This window comes from Nocardia sp. CA-107356, assembly GCF_050946365.1.
Classification (GTDB): Bacteria; Actinomycetota; Actinomycetes; order Mycobacteriales; family Mycobacteriaceae; genus Nocardia.
Window position 1 is genome coordinate 9,260,250 of sequence record NZ_CP191992.1, and the last position, 18,260, is coordinate 9,278,509.

Annotated in this window: 19 protein-coding genes and 1 pseudogene; 5 read left to right on the forward strand and 15 right to left on the reverse strand. The window is 64.9% G+C overall.

Annotation, left to right across the window (positions count from 1 at the left end; translation table 11 throughout):
• Positions 1-28 precede the first annotated feature (28 nt).
• From rplO to rpsH, 6 genes are read right to left on the reverse strand one after another with little or no spacing between them, the layout of a single operon-like run.
• Complete coding sequence (rplO, locus tag ACQP1G_RS41765) at positions 29-472, reverse strand: 50S ribosomal protein L15 (RefSeq protein ID WP_354952717.1); 444 nt, start codon at positions 470-472, stop codon at positions 29-31.
• A gap of 1 nt (position 473) precedes the next feature.
• A complete protein-coding gene (gene rpmD / locus ACQP1G_RS41770) occupies positions 474-653 on the reverse strand; it encodes a 50S ribosomal protein L30 (protein WP_062983142.1) in 180 nt (59 codons plus the stop codon).
• The gene (gene rpsE, locus ACQP1G_RS41775; RefSeq protein WP_040686598.1) at positions 654-1,316 is read right to left on the reverse strand and encodes a 30S ribosomal protein S5; all 663 of its coding nucleotides are present in this window, start codon (positions 1,314-1,316) and stop codon (positions 654-656) included.
• A 31-nt stretch (positions 1,317-1,347) separates the two neighbouring features.
• On the reverse strand, positions 1,348-1,755 hold the full coding sequence (gene rplR / locus ACQP1G_RS41780) for a 50S ribosomal protein L18 (protein ID WP_433195576.1): 408 nt from the start codon (positions 1,753-1,755) through the stop codon (positions 1,348-1,350).
• Between the two features lie 2 nt (positions 1,756-1,757).
• Positions 1,758-2,297 (reverse strand): 50S ribosomal protein L6, encoded by a 540-nt coding sequence (rplF, locus tag ACQP1G_RS41785; RefSeq protein ID WP_433195578.1) that lies wholly within the window; start codon positions 2,295-2,297, stop codon positions 1,758-1,760.
• 14 nt (positions 2,298-2,311) lie between these two features.
• Positions 2,312-2,710, reverse strand: coding sequence for a 30S ribosomal protein S8 (gene rpsH, locus ACQP1G_RS41790; RefSeq protein WP_327095437.1), 399 nt, complete (start codon positions 2,708-2,710; stop codon positions 2,312-2,314).
• A 275-nt stretch (positions 2,711-2,985) separates the two neighbouring features.
• On the opposite strand from rpsH, the gene ACQP1G_RS41795 reads away from it, so the two are divergent.
• Positions 2,986-5,793 (forward strand): AAA family ATPase, encoded by a 2,808-nt coding sequence (locus ACQP1G_RS41795; RefSeq protein ID WP_433195580.1) that lies wholly within the window; start codon positions 2,986-2,988, stop codon positions 5,791-5,793.
• A gap of 150 nt (positions 5,794-5,943) precedes the next feature.
• A complete protein-coding gene (locus tag ACQP1G_RS41800; protein ID WP_433195582.1) occupies positions 5,944-6,597 on the forward strand; it encodes a Uma2 family endonuclease in 654 nt (217 codons plus the stop codon).
• Between the two features lie 203 nt (positions 6,598-6,800).
• Here ACQP1G_RS41800 and ACQP1G_RS41805 read toward each other — a convergent pair whose 3' ends face one another.
• From ACQP1G_RS41805 to rplN, 4 genes are read right to left on the reverse strand one after another with little or no spacing between them, the layout of a single operon-like run.
• Positions 6,801-6,986: a type Z 30S ribosomal protein S14 gene (locus tag ACQP1G_RS41805; RefSeq protein ID WP_188829844.1), complete on the reverse strand. Its 186-nt coding sequence runs from the start codon at positions 6,984-6,986 to the stop codon at positions 6,801-6,803.
• 2 nt (positions 6,987-6,988) lie between these two features.
• On the reverse strand, positions 6,989-7,552 hold the full coding sequence (rplE, locus tag ACQP1G_RS41810; protein WP_433195584.1) for a 50S ribosomal protein L5: 564 nt from the start codon (positions 7,550-7,552) through the stop codon (positions 6,989-6,991).
• Between the two features lies 1 nt (position 7,553).
• The gene (gene rplX, locus ACQP1G_RS41815; protein ID WP_433195586.1) at positions 7,554-7,871 is read right to left on the reverse strand and encodes a 50S ribosomal protein L24; all 318 of its coding nucleotides are present in this window, start codon (positions 7,869-7,871) and stop codon (positions 7,554-7,556) included.
• A gap of 1 nt (position 7,872) precedes the next feature.
• On the reverse strand, positions 7,873-8,241 hold the full coding sequence (gene rplN / locus ACQP1G_RS41820; protein WP_209884040.1) for a 50S ribosomal protein L14: 369 nt from the start codon (positions 8,239-8,241) through the stop codon (positions 7,873-7,875).
• Positions 8,242-8,586: 345 nt separating this feature from the next.
• Here rplN and ACQP1G_RS41825 point away from each other — a divergent pair, with 345 nt between their 5' ends.
• Positions 8,587-10,632: a M13 family metallopeptidase gene (locus ACQP1G_RS41825; protein WP_433195588.1), complete on the forward strand. Its 2,046-nt coding sequence runs from the start codon at positions 8,587-8,589 to the stop codon at positions 10,630-10,632.
• A gap of 96 nt (positions 10,633-10,728) precedes the next feature.
• Entirely contained in the window at positions 10,729-12,765 is a 2,037-nt protein-coding gene (locus tag ACQP1G_RS41830) for a M13 family metallopeptidase (RefSeq protein ID WP_433195590.1), read from the forward strand.
• A gap of 44 nt (positions 12,766-12,809) precedes the next feature.
• On the opposite strand, the gene ACQP1G_RS41835 is transcribed toward ACQP1G_RS41830, so the two are convergent.
• Both ACQP1G_RS41835 and ACQP1G_RS41840 read right to left on the reverse strand, forming a co-directional pair.
• Positions 12,810-13,391, reverse strand: a complete 582-nt coding sequence (locus tag ACQP1G_RS41835) for a Uma2 family endonuclease (protein WP_433195592.1) — start codon at positions 13,389-13,391, stop codon at positions 12,810-12,812.
• Between the two features lie 199 nt (positions 13,392-13,590).
• The gene (locus ACQP1G_RS41840; protein ID WP_433195594.1) at positions 13,591-13,929 is read right to left on the reverse strand and encodes a hypothetical protein; all 339 of its coding nucleotides are present in this window, start codon (positions 13,927-13,929) and stop codon (positions 13,591-13,593) included.
• 273 nt (positions 13,930-14,202) lie between these two features.
• Here ACQP1G_RS41840 and ACQP1G_RS41845 point away from each other — a divergent pair, with 273 nt between their 5' ends.
• Entirely contained in the window at positions 14,203-15,186 is a 984-nt protein-coding gene (locus ACQP1G_RS41845; protein WP_433195596.1) for an ABC transporter substrate-binding protein, read from the forward strand.
• A 1-nt stretch (position 15,187) separates the two neighbouring features.
• Here the strand turns inward: ACQP1G_RS41845 and ACQP1G_RS41850 are convergent, their stop codons facing one another.
• The 3 genes and pseudogenes from ACQP1G_RS41850 to ACQP1G_RS41860 form a co-directional block, all read right to left on the reverse strand.
• Positions 15,188-16,288 carry a DUF6545 domain-containing protein gene (locus ACQP1G_RS41850; RefSeq protein WP_433195598.1) on the reverse strand — a complete coding sequence of 367 codons (1,101 nt, stop codon included), beginning with the start codon at positions 16,286-16,288 and terminating at the stop codon, positions 15,188-15,190.
• 42 nt (positions 16,289-16,330) lie between these two features.
• Positions 16,331-16,855 (reverse strand): annotated as a pseudogene (locus tag ACQP1G_RS41855) (MFS transporter); the annotation flags it as partial.
• A gap of 138 nt (positions 16,856-16,993) precedes the next feature.
• A complete protein-coding gene (locus tag ACQP1G_RS41860; RefSeq protein WP_433195600.1) occupies positions 16,994-18,259 on the reverse strand; it encodes a helix-turn-helix domain-containing protein in 1,266 nt (421 codons plus the stop codon).
• Between the last annotated feature and the right edge of the window lies 1 nt (position 18,260).

Genomic DNA, 18,260 nt, shown 5'->3' on the forward strand with positions numbered 1-18,260 from the left:
GTCCAGTGCCACTATCTGCAGAGTACCGTCAGCCCAGCTCGGTGACAGTGCCACCGGCCGCGGTGATCTTCTCCTTGGCGGCGCCGGTCACCTTGTCGACGGTCACCTGGACCGCGACGCCGATCTCGCCATCGCCGAGAACCTTCACCAGCTGGTTCTTGCGAACCGCACCGGCGGCCACCAGCTCCGCCTTGCCGACCGCGCCGCCCTCGGGGAACAGCTTGGCGATCGAGCCGACGTTCACGACCTGGTATTCCGTGCGGAACGGGTTCGTGAAGCCCTTGAGCTTGGGCAGCCGCATGTGAATCGGCATCTGCCCACCCTCGAAGGCGGCCGGAACGTTCTTGCGAGCCTTGGTGCCCTTGGTACCGCGGCCCGCGGTCTTGCCCTTGGAGCCCTCACCGCGACCCACACGGGTCTTCTCGGTCTTGGCGCCGGGAGCCGGACGCAGGTGATGCAACTTGATGGTCATGTCAGACCTCCTCAACTGTTACGAGGTGGCGCACGACGTTGATCAGCCCACGGTTCTGAGGGTTATCCTCACGAACCACGGTCTGGCGGATCTTGCGCAGGCCGAGCGTACGAAGGCTCTCCCGCTGGTTCGCCTTGGCGCCGATCGACGACTTGATCTGGGTCACCTTGAGATCTGCCATTTACCGACCTCCTGCTGCCTGAGCGCGCGCACGCAGCATGCCGGCCGGAGCGACATCCTCGAGCGGCAGGCCACGGCGAGCCGCGACCTCTTCCGGACGCTGCAGCATCTTGAGCGCCGCAACCGTCGCGTGCACGACGTTGATGGCGTTGTCGCTTCCGAGCGACTTCGCCAGAATGTCATGGATACCCGCGCATTCCAGCACCGCGCGCGCCGCACCACCGGCGATCACACCGGTACCGGGCGAAGCCGGACGCAGCATGACCACACCGGCCGCCGCCTCACCCTGAACCGGGTGGGTGATGGTCGAGCCGATCATCGGGACGCGGAAGAAGCCCTTGCGAGCCTCCTCGACACCCTTCTGGATGGCCGCGGGAACTTCCTTGGCCTTGCCGTAGCCGACGCCGACCAGACCGTTGCCGTCACCGACGATCACCAGGGCGGTGAAGCTGAAGCGACGACCACCCTTCACGACCTTGGAGACGCGGTTGATCGCGACGACGCGCTCGAGCTGGTTCTTGTCGGCCTGCTGGTCACGACGGTCACCGCCGCCGCGACGATCCCGGCCACCGCCGCGGCCGTCGCGGCTGTCGCCGCCACCGGCGGCACCATTCTGCTGTCCGGCGGGTCCGCTGCCGCCGTCACGCCTCTGACGTCCCGGCATCAGACGTTCCTTCCGTAAATGTTTGCAGTCATCAGAACTTCAACCCACCTTCGCGAGCGGCATCGGCGAGCGCCGCGATGCGGCCGTGGTAGTCGTGGCCACCACGGTCGAACACGACGGCCTCGACACCGGCGGCCTTGGCACGCTCGGCGATCAGCTCGCCGACCTTCTTGCCCTTGGCCGACTTGTCGCCGTCCAGTGCGCGCACATCGGCCTCGATCGAGGACGCGGCGGCAATGGTCTTGCCGAGCGAGTCGTCGATGAGCTGTGCGTGCAGGTGACGCGAGGAGCGGTTGACCACCAGGCGCGGACGCTCGGTGGTGCCGACGACCTTCTTGCGCAGACGGAAGTGACGGCGGGTCTTCGACAGCCGACGCGCGGTCGACACGTCCTTGCCACGCGGCTTGCGCTTGGCAATCTGGTTTTCGGTTTGCGCCATGATCACTTACCCGTCTTTCCGACCTTGCGGCGAACGACCTCGCCGGCGTAGCGGATGCCCTTGCCCTTGTACGGGTCGGGCTTACGCAGTCCGTGGATGACAGCGGAGATCTGGCCGACCTTCTGCTTGTCGATACCGGACACGGAGAACTTGGTGGGCGATTCCACCGCGAAGCTGATGCCCTCCGGGGCCTCGATCGGCACCGGATGCGAGTAGCCGAGGGCGAACTCCAGGTTCGAGCCCTTGGCCGCGACACGGTAACCGACGCCGAAGATTTCCATCTTCTTCTCGTAGCCCTTGGTCACGCCCTCGATCATGTTCGAAACCAGGGTGCGGGTCAGGCCGTGCAGCGAGCGGTTCTGGCGCTGGTCGTCGGGACGGGCGACCTCGAGCTGGCCGTCCTCACCCCTGACGATGGAGATCGGCTCGGCAACAACGTGGGTCAGGGTGCCCTTGGGACCCTTCACCGACACGTTCTGGCCGTCGATGTTCACCTCGACGCCCGCGGGAATTGCGATGGGCTTCTTGCCAATACGCGACATTGTCCTACCTCCGCTTACCAGACGTAGGCGAGGACTTCCCCGCCTACACCTTGCTTGGCCGCCTGGCGATCGGTGAGCAGACCAGTCGACGTGGAGATGATCGCCACGCCGAGGCCGCCCAGGACCTTGGGCAGGTTGGTGGACTTCGCGTACACACGCAGACCCGGCTTCGAGACGCGACGCAGGCCCTGCAGGCTGCGCTCCCGGCTCTGGCCGTACTTGAGGTCGACGACCAGGGTCTTACCCACGGGCGCATCCTCGGTCCGGTAGTCGGCGATGTAGCCCTCGCGCTTGAGGATCTCGGCGATATTCGCCTTGAGCTTCGAATGCGGAGCCTTCACCTGATCGTGGTACGCCGAGTTGGCGTTGCGCAGACGTGTCAGGAAGTCTGCGATCGGATCAGTCATGGTCATAGTTCGACCTTGACACCTTTCTCGCTACGGTTCCCATGCAACACCGGCGTACACATCGGCACGCCAGCCGTGGGCCTATAGCAATTCGGCGGTCCGGTCGACACTTGCCGACCGGATTGAGTTCTCATATGAGCTCTCGGTGCGAGGGCCGTCCACACGTCGATGCAGCAGCGCATCAGGGACATGCGGACACAGAAGTGCCCAAGCAACCGCTCTAGTGTAGGCAAGGTCGCTACCAGGACAAAATCCGGGGTCTGCCGCTTACACTCACCCGCGTGCAGGATTCCTTCGCGACCGCACTCGTCGGTCGCGATGCCGAAATAGCGAGTCTGGCGGCACACGGACGTCGTGCGGCCGCCGGACACGGGTGCGTCGTGCTGGTCGAGGGCGAGCCGGGGATCGGCAAATCAGCACTGCTGGCGGCGGCCCGGATCCCATTGGCAGCGGCGGGTCTGCGCATCCGAGTCGGCGCCGCCGAGGAATTGCGGCAGGGCGTGCCGTTCGCCGGGGTGTGCTCCTGGCTCGACGACGCGGGCCCGACATCCCCGATCGACGCGCTGCGCAGCGGAGATCGGGTGGGCGATGTGGCCGCGACCCATGAACTCACCATCGCTGAGGCGATTCTGGACCAGATCGACACCTGGTGCGCCGCGGGCCCGATCGCCCTGGTCATGGACGATGTGCACTGGGCAGATCGCTCGAGCCTGACGCTGCTGCACCGGCTCTGCACCCTCATCGACGAGCTGCCGCTGCTGCTGGTGCTCGCGGCCCGGCCGTTGCCGCGCGGCCCGGCCTTCGCCGCACTGTCGGCCGAACTTGTCGCACGGCAGGCCCCGGTGCTGCGGCTCGGCGCCCTGCCGGCGACCGACGCCGCGAAACTGGTGCGTCAGCTGGTCGGTGCCGAACCAGGATCACGGTTATTGGCGAAGGTGGCCGAGGCCGGTGGAAATCCGCTGCATGTCTCGGAATTGGTGGCTGCCTTGGTGCGCGACGGGCAGATCCGGGTGGTCGCCGACATCGCAGATCCCGCGGGCGCTGTCGTCGCGAACACGTCCGCATCATTGGCCGAGGCGATTACGCAGCGGCTGGACTTCCTGTCCCGTCCGACACGCGATGTGCTGCCGATGGCCGCGGCCCTCGGTCCGACCATCGATGTCGCGGACCTCGCGGTGGTGTTGAAGATCCCAATTCTGGATGCCTGGAGCGCCGTCACCGAGGCGCTGGACGGCGGGCTGCTCATCCGCGTCGACTCCGAGTTGGTGTTTCGGCACGATCTGATCCGGCACGCACTGGCCGATCGGCTGCCTGCTTCACTGCGGTCGGATCTGCTCCAGCAGGCCGGACAGGCGCTCCAGTCGACCGATGCGCCGATCGAACGAGTTGCCTACTATCTGTCGGTCGCCGACCGCGAGTTGGACGGGGCCAGCCTCGATTGGCTGATCGGTGCCGCCGACAAGCTGATGGTTCGCGCCCCCGAACTGGCGAAACGGTTGTTGAGCCGGTTCGCCACGGCGCCGGATCTCGATGCGACAAGGCGTTCGGCACTGATCCGGCTGAGAATTCATGCCCTGCTGTGGGATGGCAACGCCGCCGAGGCCGAATCGGTGGTGCGTGAGGCGCTGCTCACCCGGCCGGAGGACGGCGACGATATCGAACTGCGCTGGTTGCTCGCCCAGATCTATCAAGCCCAGGCCCGGTTGGCCGATGCGGTCGCGGTCGCCGATGAGGTGCTGTCCGCCAGTGCGCTGGGCACGACCAGGGAATTGGGCGTCGAGGACGCCGCCCGTTTTCTGGGTATGTCCGGACTCGGCAATTTCTTCCTCGAGCGGTTCGTGGCCGCGGAGCAGGCCGGTCGGCAGGCCGTATCGCTCGGCGAGAGCGCCGGGAACTCGCTGGCCACCGGATACGGACTGACCGCGGTCGGCGCGGTGCGCTATACCCAGGGCCAGCTCGACGAGGCACTGGACCTGAGTGCGCGGATCCCGGCCCTCTTCGAGGACGGGACCGGGCCCGACCAATTCGATCCGTACGCGCTCTACGCCCACTGCCTGATCGAACTCGATCGGCTGACCGACGCCGAAGAGGTACTGAAGACGGCCATCGGGCGCAACCGCCGATTCCGCGGCGTCTATCTGTCTTCGAACCTGGTCGCCAAGGCGCGGATGTATCTGGTGGGCGGGCGCTGGGACGACGCGCTGGCCGAATGCACAGCGAGTATGCAGACACCCGATGTGCTCGGATATGCAACGGTCGCGCACACCGTCGCGACGCTCATCGGAATTCGCCGCGGCACCTTCCTGCCGGACCCGGACGGCCTGCCCGCGCCGGATGATCGACTGGGCAATATCGGTTACGCGCATTTCCATCCGTGGGCCAAGGCCCTGACCCATGAGGCCCGCGGCCACCCTGCCCTGGCGTTGGAACTACTCCTCGACGCACATCAGCGACTTGCCGACGGATTGGCCGCAGCCACACTGCATTACATCTTCCCGGATATCGCGCGCTTGGCCGCGGAAATCGGTGACGTGCACGCGGCCCGGTCGGTAGCGGCCAGCGCGGATCTACTCCCCACCCGCCAGCCGACCGCGTCGCGAACCGGAACAGCCCTGCTGTGCCGCGGCCTCGCCGACTCCGATCCCGACGGCCTCCTCGCGGCTGCGCGCGCCTTCCAACAATCCGGCCGACCGCTGTTCGAGGCCCAGGCGCAGGAAAACGCCGCCGTCCTACTCGCCGCCGCGGGCCGCGGACCCGAGTGCCACAACGCATTGGACGCCGCGATCGGACTGTATTCCGGCCTCGGCGCATCCTGGGATTCCGCCCGCGCGGTGGCACGCGTCCGGCCATACGGAATCCGCCGCGGCGTCCGCGGACCCCGCAACCGCCCCAAATCCGGCTGGGCAGCCCTCACCGACACCGAACGCAAAGTCGCCGTGCAGGCCGCCGAGGGCCTGTCCAACACTGACATCGCAGCCCAAATGTTCTTGTCCCGCCGCACAATTCAATCCCACGTCTCGAATATCCTCGCGAAACTCGACCTCCACTCCCGACGAGAAATCGCCACCGCCATGCCCCAACCGCACTGACCCCCGAGCACCCTAGGGAGCGAATGCCGCCTGGTCACGCTAACCTTCCCCACACCTCGCACACCGACTCACCGCACGAAACGCTGTGCCCCGAACACGAAGGTATGCGATCGCTTCTGAGCGGTTGGCGGGCGACATTAGGATTGGATCATGTCGCTTCCGCGCATCGAACGGCCCGACCTCCCCGAGTACATGACCTGGGAGGAGCTCGAGCAGCTACCCGAGGAGATTGCCAGCCAGATCGAACTGTGGGGCGGGCGGGTGGTCTGGCTACGGCGTGGACCAGCCGAGCACCAGGCGTTCACGTTCGCACTGACCAGCGCACTCAAGCGGTGCGCGCGTGCGGGGATGGCGGAGCAGCCACAGCACTGCAGGCGCGTCGACTTCGAAACCAACGTGTTCTTCGGCGAAACCGGAAAATCCGACTTCGTCACACCCGATTTTCTGGCCTATCGCTGCCTGGATGCCCCTTACCAGGACATCAGGGCCAAGGATGTTCTTCTTGTCGGCGAGGTCTTGTCTCCGTCGAACACCCAGACCGACATGGACGACAAACGGGCACGCTACGCCAGAGCGGGCATCCCCTGGTATTGGGAGATCACTCTCGAACGCGAGAAGAGCGCGATCGCTATGGTTCGCGCCTTTGCGCTGGAGACAACACACGGCGACCTCCCGGCAGGCGTACATCCGCTGTACCCGGCCAATTACCTGCTGGCCGGCAAATGGAGCCCGAAGGATTCCGTCGCGATCGACACCGAGTTCCCGTTCCGAATCAACATCCCCTGGTCCGAACTCGAATTCTGAACCGCAGCACCAGCCCCGAAACCGGACGGGCCACGCCGACTGGTACTGATCGAGGGCAGTGAAATGGTGGTTCGTGCGGCCGGGGAGAACCGCCATATGACTACGCTCGGCGAGCTCATACGGAAACAGCCGAAGGCACGGACTCGGGTGAGTCCGTGCCTTCGGTTGGGATTCAGTGTTGTGCGCTCACAACGAGCGCGGGCTCACCAGGAGCTCTTGTGCACGCCCGGCAGCTCGCCGCGGTGCGCCATCTCGCGGAGGCAGACGCGGCAGAGGCCGAACTTGCGGTAGACCGCGTGGGGGCGGCCACAGCGCTGGCAACGGGTGTAGGCGCGGACACCGAACTTCGGCTTGGCTTCGGCCTTGATCCGCAGTGCTTTCTTGGCCATCGTCAGTTCTCCTTGAACGGGAAGCCGAGGTGCTTGAGCAGGGCACGGCCTTCTTCGTTATTGGTCGCCGTGGTCACCACGGTGATGTCCATACCGCGCGGGCGGTCGATGGAGTCCACGTCGATCTCGTGGAACATCGACTGCTCGCTCAGACCGAACGTGTAGTTGCCGTTGCCGTCGAACTGCTTCGGCGACAGGCCGCGGAAGTCGCGGATACGGGGCAGCGCGATGGAGACCAGGCGGTCCAGGAACTCCCACATGCGGTCGCCGCGCAGGGTGACCTTCGCGCCGATCGGCATGCCCTCACGCAGCTTGAACTGCGCGATCGACTTGGTGGCCTTGCGGACCTCGGGCTTCTGACCGGTGATCAGCTCCAGGTCCTTGATGGCGCCGTTGATCAGCTTGGCGTCACGGGCGGCGTCGCCGACACCCATGTTCACGACAACCTTGACCACGCCCGGGATCTGCATCACGTTGGCGTAGTCGAACTCGCTGTTCAGCGCGTCCTTGATCTCGGCCCGGTAGCGCGCCTTCAGGCGCGGCTGGGTCTGCTCAGAGGTGGTCATGTCAGATGTCCTTCCCGTTCTTACGGGAGATCCGGACGCGCTTGCCGCTCTCCTCGTCGGTGCGGTAACCGACGCGGGTCGGCTTGCCATCGGAATCGACGACCATCACGTTCGAGACCTGGATCGGGGCTTCCTGGGTGACGATGCCACCGGAGGAGGCGCCACGCTGGTTCGCCGAGTTCGCGACGTGCTTCTTGATCCGGTTCACGCCCTCGACCAGGACCTTGCCGGTCGCCGGGTAGGCCTGGATGACCTTGCCCTTCGCGCCCTTGTCCTTACCCGAGATGACGAGCACGGTGTCGCCCTTGTGCACCTTCATGTCAGAGCACCTCCGGGGCCAGCGAAACGATCTTCATGAACTTCTTCTCGCGCAGCTCGCGGCCGACCGGGCCGAAGATACGCGTGCCACGCGGGTCGTTGTCCGGCTTGATCAGCACGGCCGCGTTCTCATCGAACTTGATGTACGAACCGTCCGGGCGACGACGCTCCTTGACGGTGCGCACGACGACAGCCTTGACGACCTCGCCCTTCTTGACGTTGCCACCGGGGACGGCGTCCTTGACGGTGGCGACGATGATGTCGCCGATACCGGCATAGCGACGCGACGAACCACCGAGAACGCGGATGCAGAGGATTTCCTTCGCACCCGTGTTGTCGGCGACGCGCAGTCGCGACTCCTGCTGAATCACTTCAGCCTCCTTGACCTGGATGTATACGCACGCCGGATTGCCGACCCGACGGGCATGGTCGCGTTACCACCCGAACGCGCGCCTGCCAGCGGTTATGCGGATCTCGATGACCCAACCACTGGGGGTTCGCGGCCGGATTGCGGGCATAGCTCCCGCAGGCAACCGCATCAGTGTAGGTGAATGCCCAGGTCGGTCCCAAATCGGGCCCCATCCACGCAGGCTGAACTTCCGCTGTGAAACCCGCGCGGATCAGTGCTGGCGGGCTGTCCCGTTACTACCCTCGGGACCAGCAAGATCACCAGAAGAACTGTGCACATTCCACATCACCGCTGGAAAGGGGTTCTCTTGAGTTCGTCCGCGCGTTCCGCCCGGATCGATCGTCGCACCTTCCTGATCGCACTCGGCGTGATTCCGGCCACCACCGCGCTGGTCTCGTGTTCGCGGGATCAGCCGGTGCGGCTCACCGGGGTCGATATGCGGGGCGAGGACCAGACGATCCGACCGCAGGACGATCTGTTCCGGTACGTCAACGGCAGCTGGCTGCGCGACTATCAGCTGCCGCCGGATAAGCCGTCCTACAGCACGTTCGACGAGGTGAACGATCGCGTCGAACTGCAGCTGCGGGAGATCGTGGCGGGCATCGGCGATCCGAAGGCCGGATCGGCAGAACAGCAGATCCGCGATCTCTACGACGCCCGGCTCGATGCGGCCGAGATCGAACGGCTCGGCCTGACCCCGCTGGCCGATCTGTTCGCCGCGATCGATGGCGCGGCGACCAAGGCGGATCTCGCCCGGGTGATGGGTGGGCTGCCGATCGGCGGGCTGATCGGGTTGGACGTCGGGGCGGATCCGAAGAACTCCGGCGAATACGTCGCGACTATTTCCCAGTCCGGTATCGATCCCCATATGGGTGAGCAGTATTACCGCAAACCCGCATACGCCGAGCAGCGTGCGGCCTATCGGACGTACCTGGAGCGCGTCGCCGCCGGTGCGAGCTTTGCCGATCCCGCGGGCACCGCCCAGCGGGTATTCGAGTTGGAGACCAGGATCGCCGCCGGTTTCTGGGAGGACGTGCGGCTACGCAATCCCGATGCCACCTACAACCCGCTCGACTGGGCTCAATTGACCGCGCTGGCACCGCAATTCGACTGGGAGCCGTGGCTCGCGGGCACTACCGACCGACCGCACTCGCTATTCGACAGGGTGGTGGTCGGCCAGCCGTCGTTCGTGACGGCCGCCGGACAGCTCTGGGCCGAAGTCGATATCGCGGGCTGGCGAGAGTATCTGCGCCTGGCGATGGTCAAACATTTCGCGGAGCTGCTACCCGAGGCCATCGCCGATGCCGAATTCGAGTTCGTCGGCAAGACATTGCAGGGGATGCGCGAGCGCCAAGAGCCGTGGAAGGACGGCATCGCCACCGTCAATGCGAATCTCAGCCAGCAGCTCGGGAAACTCTATGTGGGCAAACACTTTCCGCCCGCGGCCAAGGAGCGTGCGCTGGCGATGGTGACCGACCTCCTGTCCGCCTATCGGGCCGATTTCACCGAGTCCACCTGGATGTCGCCGCCGACCAGGCAGGCCGCCATCGCCAAACTCGACAAGATCGTCACGAAGATCGGCTATCCGGATACCTGGATCGACTACTCGGGGCTGACCATCACCCGCGGCAAGTTGATCGAATCCGTCCGTGCCGCCCAGAGCTTCGAAACCAAACGCCATTTCGCGCGACTCGGCACACCGGTCGACAAGTCCGAATGGATGATGCCGCCGCAGCTGGTGAACGCCATGTACGACCCGAACGCCAACTCGATCTCCTTTCCCGCCGCCATTCTGCAGCCGCCGTTCTTCGATAGGGACGCCGAAGCCGCGGTCAATTACGGCGCGATCGGGGCGGTCATCGGGCACGAGATCGGGCACGGGTTCGATGATCAGGGATCGCGCTACGACGCCGACGGCAATCTGCGCGACTGGTGGACACCCGAGGATCGCGCCGCCTTCGATACCAAGACCAAACAGCTGATCGAGCAGTACAACGTGCTGGTCCCCACGGGTCTGGATCCGAGTAAGCGCGTCGACGGCGCCCTCACGGTCGGGGAGAATCTCGCCGATCTGCGCGGTCTCGGCATCGCCCTGGCCGCCTTGGGGATCGCCGATAAACGCGACGGAAAGGATAATCCCGACCACCGGACAATGTTCCTGTCCTGGGCGCGTATCTGGCGGGATAAATCGACCACGCAGCAGCAGGAATTGCGGCTCGCCATGGATGTTCACGCGCCCAACGAGTTTCGCGCCAACCAAGTGGTCCGCAATATCGAAGAGTTCTACACCACGTTCGCCGTACAGCAGGGTGACGCGCTGTTCCTGCCCCAGGACCAGCGCGTCTCGCTCTGATACGACGGGCCCGCCGGGCCGGGGACAGGTAGCCTCGGGCCAGCACTATCGCGCCTGACGAGGATGCGGCGGGACCGCATCGGGAGAGGAATTCCCGTGACATCAACCGGTCGCCCCGGTCAGCTGGACCGCCGCGCCTTCCTGGTGGCGCTCGGGGTGGTGCCCGCCGCCGTCGCCTTGGTCTCCTGCTCCAAGAATGAGCATTCGGTGCAGCTCACCGGGGTCGATATGGGCGGTGCGGATGCGGCGATCCGACCGCAGGACGATCTGTACCGGCACGTCAACGGCGAGTGGCTGCGCGAGTACCAGCTGCCGCCGGATAAGGCCGCGGTCGGCGCGATCAGCGATGCCAGCGACCGGACGCTGGATCAACTGCACGAGATCATCGAGGGCATCAAGGATCCGAAGGCGGGTTCGCAGGCACAGCAGATTCGCGATCTCTATGACGCGCGGCTGGACGAGTCCGCCTTCGAAACGCTCGGCATGACACCGCTGGCCGATCTCATCGCCAAGATCGACGGCGCGGCGACCAAACCGGATCTGGCCAAGGTGATGGCGGAGCTGCCGATCTCCGGGCTGATCGGCATCGGTATCGGCATCGATCGCAAGGACTCCAACGCGTATATCCCCACCATCAGCCAATCGGGTATCGCGCTGAGCGAGCAGTATTACCGCAAGTCGGAATACACGAAGCAGCTCGCGGGCTACCGGACGTATCTCGAGAAGATGTCCACGGGTGTCGGTTTCGCCGATCCGGCGGGCCTGGCGCAGCGCATGGTCGATCTGGAGACCAAGATCGCGGCGGCGCATTGGGACAGCGTGCGCAATCGCAATACCGACGCCACCTACAACGTGCTGAGCTGGCACGAATTGGTCGCGCTCGGACCGCAATTCGATTGGGATCCGTGGATGGCGGGCAATACCGATCGGCCGCGCTCACTGTTCGAGAAGATCGTGGTGGCGCAGCCGTCGTTCGTGACCGCGGTGGCGCAGCTGTGGGCCGATACCGATATCGCGCTGTGGCGGGAGTACCTGCGCGTCAATGTGGTCGCCGAGTATGCCCGATTCCTGCCCAAGGCCATCCGCGACGCACGCTTCGAGTTCGTCGGCAAGGTGCTCAACGGGATCGAGGAGCGGCCCGAAATCTGGAAGTCCGGTGTCGGCCTCGTCAACGAGAATCTCGGCGACCAACTCGGCAAACTGTATGTCGAGAAACACTTTCCACCCGCTGCCAAGGATCGGGCCAACGAGATGGTGGCCGACCTCATGGCCGCCTACAAGGCGAACTTCAGCCATTCGTCGTGGATGTCGCAGCCGACCAGGGATGCCTCGATCGTCAAACTCGACAAGATCGAGGCCAGGATCGGCTACCCGGACAAGTGGGATGACTACTCCGGGTTGAAGATCACCAGGGGCAAATTGATCGAATCCCTACGCGCCGTCAGCGCTTTCGAATCCAAGAAGGCGTTCAACCGGCTCGGCACCCCGGTCGACAAGTCCGAATGGGGTATGTCACCGCAGACCGTCAACGCCTACTACTCTCCGACCAGCAACCAGATCACCTTCCCCGCCGCCTATCTGCAGGCGCCGTTCTTCGATAAGGACGCCACCACCGCGGTCAACTACGGCGCGGTCGGCGCCACCATCGGCCACGAGATCGGTCACGGCTTCGACGATCAGGGCCGCAAGTACGACGCCAACGGCAACCGCAGTGACTGGTGGACACCCGAGGACCTGGCCGCATTCGAAGCCAAAACCAAACAGCTGATCGATCAATTCGATGTGCTGGTACCCGAGGGCCTCGATCCCAAATACCACGTCGACGGTGCACTTACCGTGGGCGAAAATCTCGCCGACCTGCGCGGCCTGCAAATCGCCGTCGAGGCGTACCGCATCGCCGCCGAGCGCGCGGGCATCGAGCCCGACTACCAGCAGATGTTCCTGTCCTACGCCCGTAGCTGGCGCGAAAAGCAAACCGAGGAATCCACCATCGGCCTGCTCCAGGACGTCCACGCCCCCAACGAATTCCGCTGCAACCAGATCGTCCGCAATATCGCCCAGTTCTACAACAGCTTCGCCGTCAAGGAAGGCGACAAACTCTTCCTCCCCGAGAACGAGCGCATCACGCTCTGACACTCGTCCCTGAAGAAGCCCGGCCAACGCCGGGCTTCTTCTGGTTATCGGACCAAGTCCGCGAAGCTGATATCGCCGAGCACTACGTGCTCCAGTCGCATGAAACCGTCGCGGTGCAAGCGGTGCAGGCGGTATTCGGCGGCGTGTGCATCGAGCCGGAATTCACGGACCTCTTCGATGTCGTACTTGGTATCGAGCGCCACGACCAGATAGAGCGGGATGCCTGCGCGGGCGTACTGCACCTTCTTGTCGAGCAGATCCTCGGCTGCGGTGGATGGCGATGAAACCTCGACGACGATCAGTGCATCACCGGCCTCCGGTTTCGCACCTCGCTCCGGAAGGCAGCGATAGACGGTGACATCCGGTCGCCGGAATGTGAATTTCGGGACCCGCCAAAGCACTACGTCGATATCGGTCTCGGCTCGGATACACGGCTCGGTACTCGGCAGTTGCTCCATGGCCCCAGCCAGCCGACGAGCCACGCGATTGTGTTCGGGTACCGGCGACTCACAGACGATCACATGTCCGTGCACGACCTCGATCTCGCGCGCCACCTTCTCAGGCAGTTGGCGGTACTGCTCCTCGGTCATCTCGTGCGGCAGGTGGCCGGACCGCTCGATCGTCATGACGGAAGCCTACCCATTCGTCATGACGGGAGCTGATGTCGGCGGCCATGATCGACTGCCGATCTTCCTTGCTGTGCTTGCCGGATACGCGTCGCCATGTGCGCGTGAAAGAAGCCCGACTGGTGAGCCGGGCTTCTTTCGTGGGGAAACCCTTCCGGGCAACCCTTTTCGTCACCAACGCGATTCGAGGTCGGTGGGGTCAGAAGGCGCTGCCGGTCGAGGGCATGGGGATGTAGCCGGGCCAGATGCTCGGGTAACCCGGGTAGCTCGGGTACCCCGGGTAGCTGGGGTAGCCGGGCCAGCCGCGGTGGCCCCAACCACCTCGGCCCCAGCCGCCGTGACCCCAGCCGCCGTAACCGGGGTGCCCGTGGATATCTTCCGCCTGATCCACGAGCACGATCGCGGGGTCGTGGGTGTCGGCCGGTGCGGCGAGGGCGGGGACCGCGACCGCGGCAATCGGGGTCAGGGCCATCGCGGAGGTGATGGCGATACGGGCAATCAGGGGCCGGACACGTCCGGCGTCACTCTTTCGATTCATCGGAACTACCTCAATTCGGTATGCGTCAGTCGTTCGATGACCCACGTGCTCACGGGTTCGACGTCGATGCCTCCCGGACGAGAGGATCGTTAATGACGCATTTAACGTACCGCTATCTAGCGGCACGTTCAATAGGTCGCACAAAGATGACGTGACAGCGAATTCCGGCGGCGAGCCGGGAAGTTCGGGCAATCAACGTAGGTTAGGCTGGCCTATGCCGTTGCGGTTCGGAGCAGCCGGTCGGGGAATTCCTCGATGAAGGAGAGGGTGAGCATGCAGACTGTTCGGATGTCTCGCGGTTGGGCGCGGGCGGCGGTCGCCGCACTGGCCGGTGCACTGACCCTGGGCATTGCCGCCTGTGGGTCGGCGAGCGACGATGCGGGGTCCGACGGCGGCGCGCCCGTCACCATTACCCACGCGCGCGGCACCACGACCGTGACCGGAACCCCGAAAAAGGTTGTCACGCTGGGGAACCAGTGGCTCGACACCACGCTTGCACTGGGGGTGACGCCGGTCGGGTACGTCGACAATGTCGCCTCGGTGTCCAAGACCACGCCACCATGGGAGCCGAAGGCGCTCGAATCGTCGAAGGCCTTGAATACCACGGGCAATATCGCCGAGCAGGTCGCGGCGCTGGAGCCGGATCTGATTCTGGTGGACGGATTCCTGGCCGACCAGAAGACCTATGACGAGTTGTCCAAGGTCGCGCCGACGCTGCCCGCGCTGACGAAGGAGACGGTCGCACCCTGGCAGGATCAGGTGACCACGCTCGGCAAAGTGCTACACAAAGAGGATGCGGCGACGCGGGTGATCGCCGACGTGGACAAGAAGGTTCAGGACATCGGCCAGGCGAATCCTGGTCTGAAGGGTAAGACCTTCGCCAGCACCTGGTTGGCCAGCCCGGCGCAACTGATGGTGCTGACCGATCCGAACGATGGGTCGAGCAAGATCTTCACCCAGCTCGGGCTGAGCATCCCGAAGAACCTCACCGATAGGCCGTCCAATCAGGGCAGGCTCGCGCTCTCGCCCGAGCGGGTCGATGAGCTCAGCGCCGATCTGCTGCTGGCCGGCTACTCCCCCGGTATGGACGAAAAGTACCGGCAGCTGCCGGGATACACCGATCTGCCCGCGGTGCGCAAGGGCTCGGTGGTGTTCCTGACCGTGCAGGAGATCAGCGCCATCAACCAGCCGACCGCCCTTTCGGTGCCCTACATGCTGACCAAGCTGGAGCCCGCCTTCGCCAACGCGGCGAAATAGTTCAACGCGCCGCAGCTCGAAGGCCCGCACTCGCCAGAGCGCGGGCCTTCGGCCATTCCGCGGCCAGGTCGAGCAAATAGCGCAGTTCGTCGGACCGATCGCGAGTACCGACCAGCACCGCAGCATCGATGTGCCGAACCGGTTCGGGTACACCGCCGCGGGACTTCGCCTGTGCGGCATAGGCAATCGCCAGGGCGCGTCCGCCGACATCGCCGTCGAAGGGAGCGTCGGCCCGGTACTGCTTCAGGTGCAGGATGGCGTCCCAGATCTCGACCGTCATGCGATACAGACGCGATGCCGATTCTCCATCGCGCACCGGGCCGTCGTGCAGGACGATCTCCGGTACCGCGGCAGTGAGATCCCGCCACAGCGGCTTCAGCACGCGGCAAGCCCGGCCCGCACGATCCAGGTGCGCGCGGACGAGGACCGCGTCCACGACCGGAAACGAGATGAGTACCGCGATGACGGCGAAGTTGACGAAAGCCAGCACGGCGAAGATGGTTCCCGGCCGTTCCGGAGAGACACCGATGGCGGCTCGCACCAACGCGATGCACGAAGTCACGATCCACCAGCAGGCAATCGCCAGCAAGGCCGAATAGGCCAACCGCTCGGCCACCGTGTCACCGGGGAGCCGAAGTTCCCGGATACAGGCGCGAACGATCAGCACACCGGCGGCCAGGATCGGCAGATACGAACCCGCCCAGATCACGGCATCCCAGCGCAGCCCACCCGCGACGGACAGTCCGAGGCCCTCCGCCACGGTGGCGACCAGCACGCCACCGCTGACCGACGCCCCGACCGCGTTGTAGCGACGTTGTCTGCGGACCGCCGACTCGACCGGTGCCCCGTCGAGCAGTCGGGCCAGGCCGTACACGTACGCGACCGCGATGAGCCCGGCACCGAGGTACAGCCGATGCCCGAGATCGGCATGTCCGAGGAAGAAGGCGGGCCCGGCCATCAGGAGTCCGGCGAGATTCCAGCCGAGCGCACGATTGACGAGCCGATCCATGGTCACTTCGTCGAGCAGAAACCAGCGAGCCGCCGTGATCACGGCGACGAATACGAAGGTCGATATTCCGACCACGGGCGGCACACTGTCCATCGCGTTCGACCCTAGAACTCGCAAGGGCCGAACGCGATTCGATCAGCGCACTGCGACCAATTCCCCGGCCTCGGCGAGCTCGGCCTGTTCGTCCTCGACGTACTTATCCCCAGCGAAGTACGAGGCCGCCGCGGCCAGGAACATCATCACCGCAGCCGAGACGAACACCACGACCAGACCCGAGTGGAACGGTCCGGTGAGCAGATGCGGGAAGAACTCCTGACCGGTGAGGGTGTCCGCGTGCACGCCCGGCTGCGCCAATTCACCGGTCGGGCCGAGCAATTCCTGGATCGGGTTGAAGCCGAGGAACGCGGCGAACATACTCGCCACCGGCGGCAGATCGGCGAGCTGACTCGCCGCGCCCGCGGAGACGCCCTGGGCGCGCAAGCCGCTGTCGAGCGCCGAGGGCAGGCTGGCGGCGAGGCCGACGACCATGAGCGAGAAGAAGATTCCCATCGACAGCGCATTACCGCCGTTGAACAGAGTGCCGCGCATACCGGAGGCCGCGCCGCGCTGGGCCGCTGGCACGCTCGACATGATGGCTGCGGTATTCGGAGAGAAGAACAATTGGCGAAGTTGCCGAGCCCGAAGACGCGGTTGCGGCGACAAAGCCCTCGAGGCCATACGCGCACCAACGTCTGCACCCGGCACGACGAACTACGGCCAAACCTGAACCGCGCCTTGCCGTCGACAATTACGCAGAACCTACAGGTTGCGGCGGGGTGCCAGCAGGGAACGGATGCGTTGCAGGGCTTCGTGTGCCTCGGCCGTCAGCTCATGCATACCTGTCTTGACGGTGGCCCTGATGGTCCGCTGGATCTGGTGCGGTAGTCGGTGGTGTTCGGCGGATTCGATGGCGGTTCTGAATGCGTCCGCTGCAGCATCGGGCTCATTGATCGCGGCGAATACTTCGCCCGAGGTCACGCGCTCGATAGTCCTCCACTGCGGCGCGGAAGGGGTCCCGGCGGTGACCTTTACGAGTCGGCTGGCCTCGGCTAGTCGACCCGTTCCGAGTAATCCTCGAATCTCGATTTCACGCAGCGCGAATGGCTGGAAGAGTAAGCCACTGTACGCATTTCGCTCCAGCAGATGTCGGTATCGCTGTAGCGCGATGTCGAATTGTTCGCCGTGACCGAGTTCGCCTGTCGCACGGCAGAGAAACGCGAGCGCACTGCCTTGGTCGGCAGGATTGGCAGCCAGCGACAACGACTGTTCCTGCCGTGCAACACCCGCAGCGGCATGGCCAGCCTTGCGAAGCTCGTTGCCGTGCATTCTGAGCGTGTGCGCGTAGAACGCAGGGGCGTCGAGATGTGCGGCTATCTTGACGGCCTGCCCGGTCCATCGGGCGGCCGACGACAGGCTTTCCTCGGGTAGCACTGTCCCGAGCGAGACGCCGAGTGCCACCCGAGCTTGCGCGAGCAAGATCAAGCTATCTCGCTCCATGTGGCCCTCGGCTGCCCTCGCTTCCAACCGGGCTACCAGTGGCCAAAGTTCATTGACGGCTTCGACGGCATGACCGGACTGGCGCGCTATCTCTGCGAGTCGGACTGTGCTGTCACCGAATTGGAGCATGGCGCGATACTCGGCGTCATCTACTCCGGTGACGCCGAGTACATGAGGAGGCAGGCCCAATCGGGCGGCGATATGACGACGTGATGCGACATCGCTTATTGCTCGCCGTCCGGTTTCGATCATCGACACATAGGACTTGTCGTAGCCGAGCAACTCGGCAAGTGCGATTTGATTGAGCCCGTTTATCCGGCGGTACGCGCGGAGAATCGTCGGTAGGTCGCGGGTCGCTATCGCGGTGGCCGCTTCCGGGGCGGCCCACAACCAGATAGCGGAGGCGATCGGTGTGGTGTGGATCGGTCGCGAACTCGGTCGGGTGGTCGCCGCGCAGGTAGGGCACACGGGCTCGGTCGCGTAGCGGCCCACGGTGACGCCGCATGCCTGACACCCGCCGCCGTCCACG

Excerpts from the sequence above, each read along its gene's own strand:
- ACQP1G_RS41840 (WP_433195594.1), bottom strand. The coding sequence starts at position 13,929 with ATGAATCGAAAGAGTGACGCCGGACGTGTCCGGCCCCTGATTGCCCGT.
- ACQP1G_RS41850 (WP_433195598.1), bottom strand. The coding sequence starts at position 16,288 with ATGGACAGTGTGCCGCCCGTGGTCGGAATATCGACCTTCGTATTCGTC.
- ACQP1G_RS41800 (WP_433195582.1), top strand. The coding sequence starts at position 5,944 with ATGTCGCTTCCGCGCATCGAACGGCCCGACCTCCCCGAGTACATGACC.
- rpmD (WP_062983142.1), bottom strand. The coding sequence starts at position 653 with ATGGCAGATCTCAAGGTGACCCAGATCAAGTCGTCGATCGGCGCCAAG.
- rplO (WP_354952717.1), bottom strand. The coding sequence starts at position 472 with ATGACCATCAAGTTGCATCACCTGCGTCCGGCTCCCGGCGCCAAGACC.
- ACQP1G_RS41835 (WP_433195592.1), bottom strand. The coding sequence starts at position 13,391 with ATGACGATCGAGCGGTCCGGCCACCTGCCGCACGAGATGACCGAGGAG.
- rplF (WP_433195578.1), bottom strand. The coding sequence starts at position 2,297 with ATGTCGCGTATTGGCAAGAAGCCCATCGCAATTCCCGCGGGCGTCGAG.
- ACQP1G_RS41845 (WP_433195596.1), top strand. The coding sequence starts at position 14,203 with ATGCAGACTGTTCGGATGTCTCGCGGTTGGGCGCGGGCGGCGGTCGCC.
- rplE (WP_433195584.1), bottom strand. The coding sequence starts at position 7,552 with ATGACCACCTCTGAGCAGACCCAGCCGCGCCTGAAGGCGCGCTACCGG.
- rpsH (WP_327095437.1), bottom strand. The coding sequence starts at position 2,710 with ATGACCATGACTGATCCGATCGCAGACTTCCTGACACGTCTGCGCAAC.
- ACQP1G_RS41805 (WP_188829844.1), bottom strand. The coding sequence starts at position 6,986 with ATGGCCAAGAAAGCACTGCGGATCAAGGCCGAAGCCAAGCCGAAGTTC.
- rplR (WP_433195576.1), bottom strand. The coding sequence starts at position 1,755 with ATGGCGCAAACCGAAAACCAGATTGCCAAGCGCAAGCCGCGTGGCAAG.
- rplX (WP_433195586.1), bottom strand. The coding sequence starts at position 7,871 with ATGAAGGTGCACAAGGGCGACACCGTGCTCGTCATCTCGGGTAAGGAC.
- rpsE (WP_040686598.1), bottom strand. The coding sequence starts at position 1,316 with ATGCCGGGACGTCAGAGGCGTGACGGCGGCAGCGGACCCGCCGGACAG.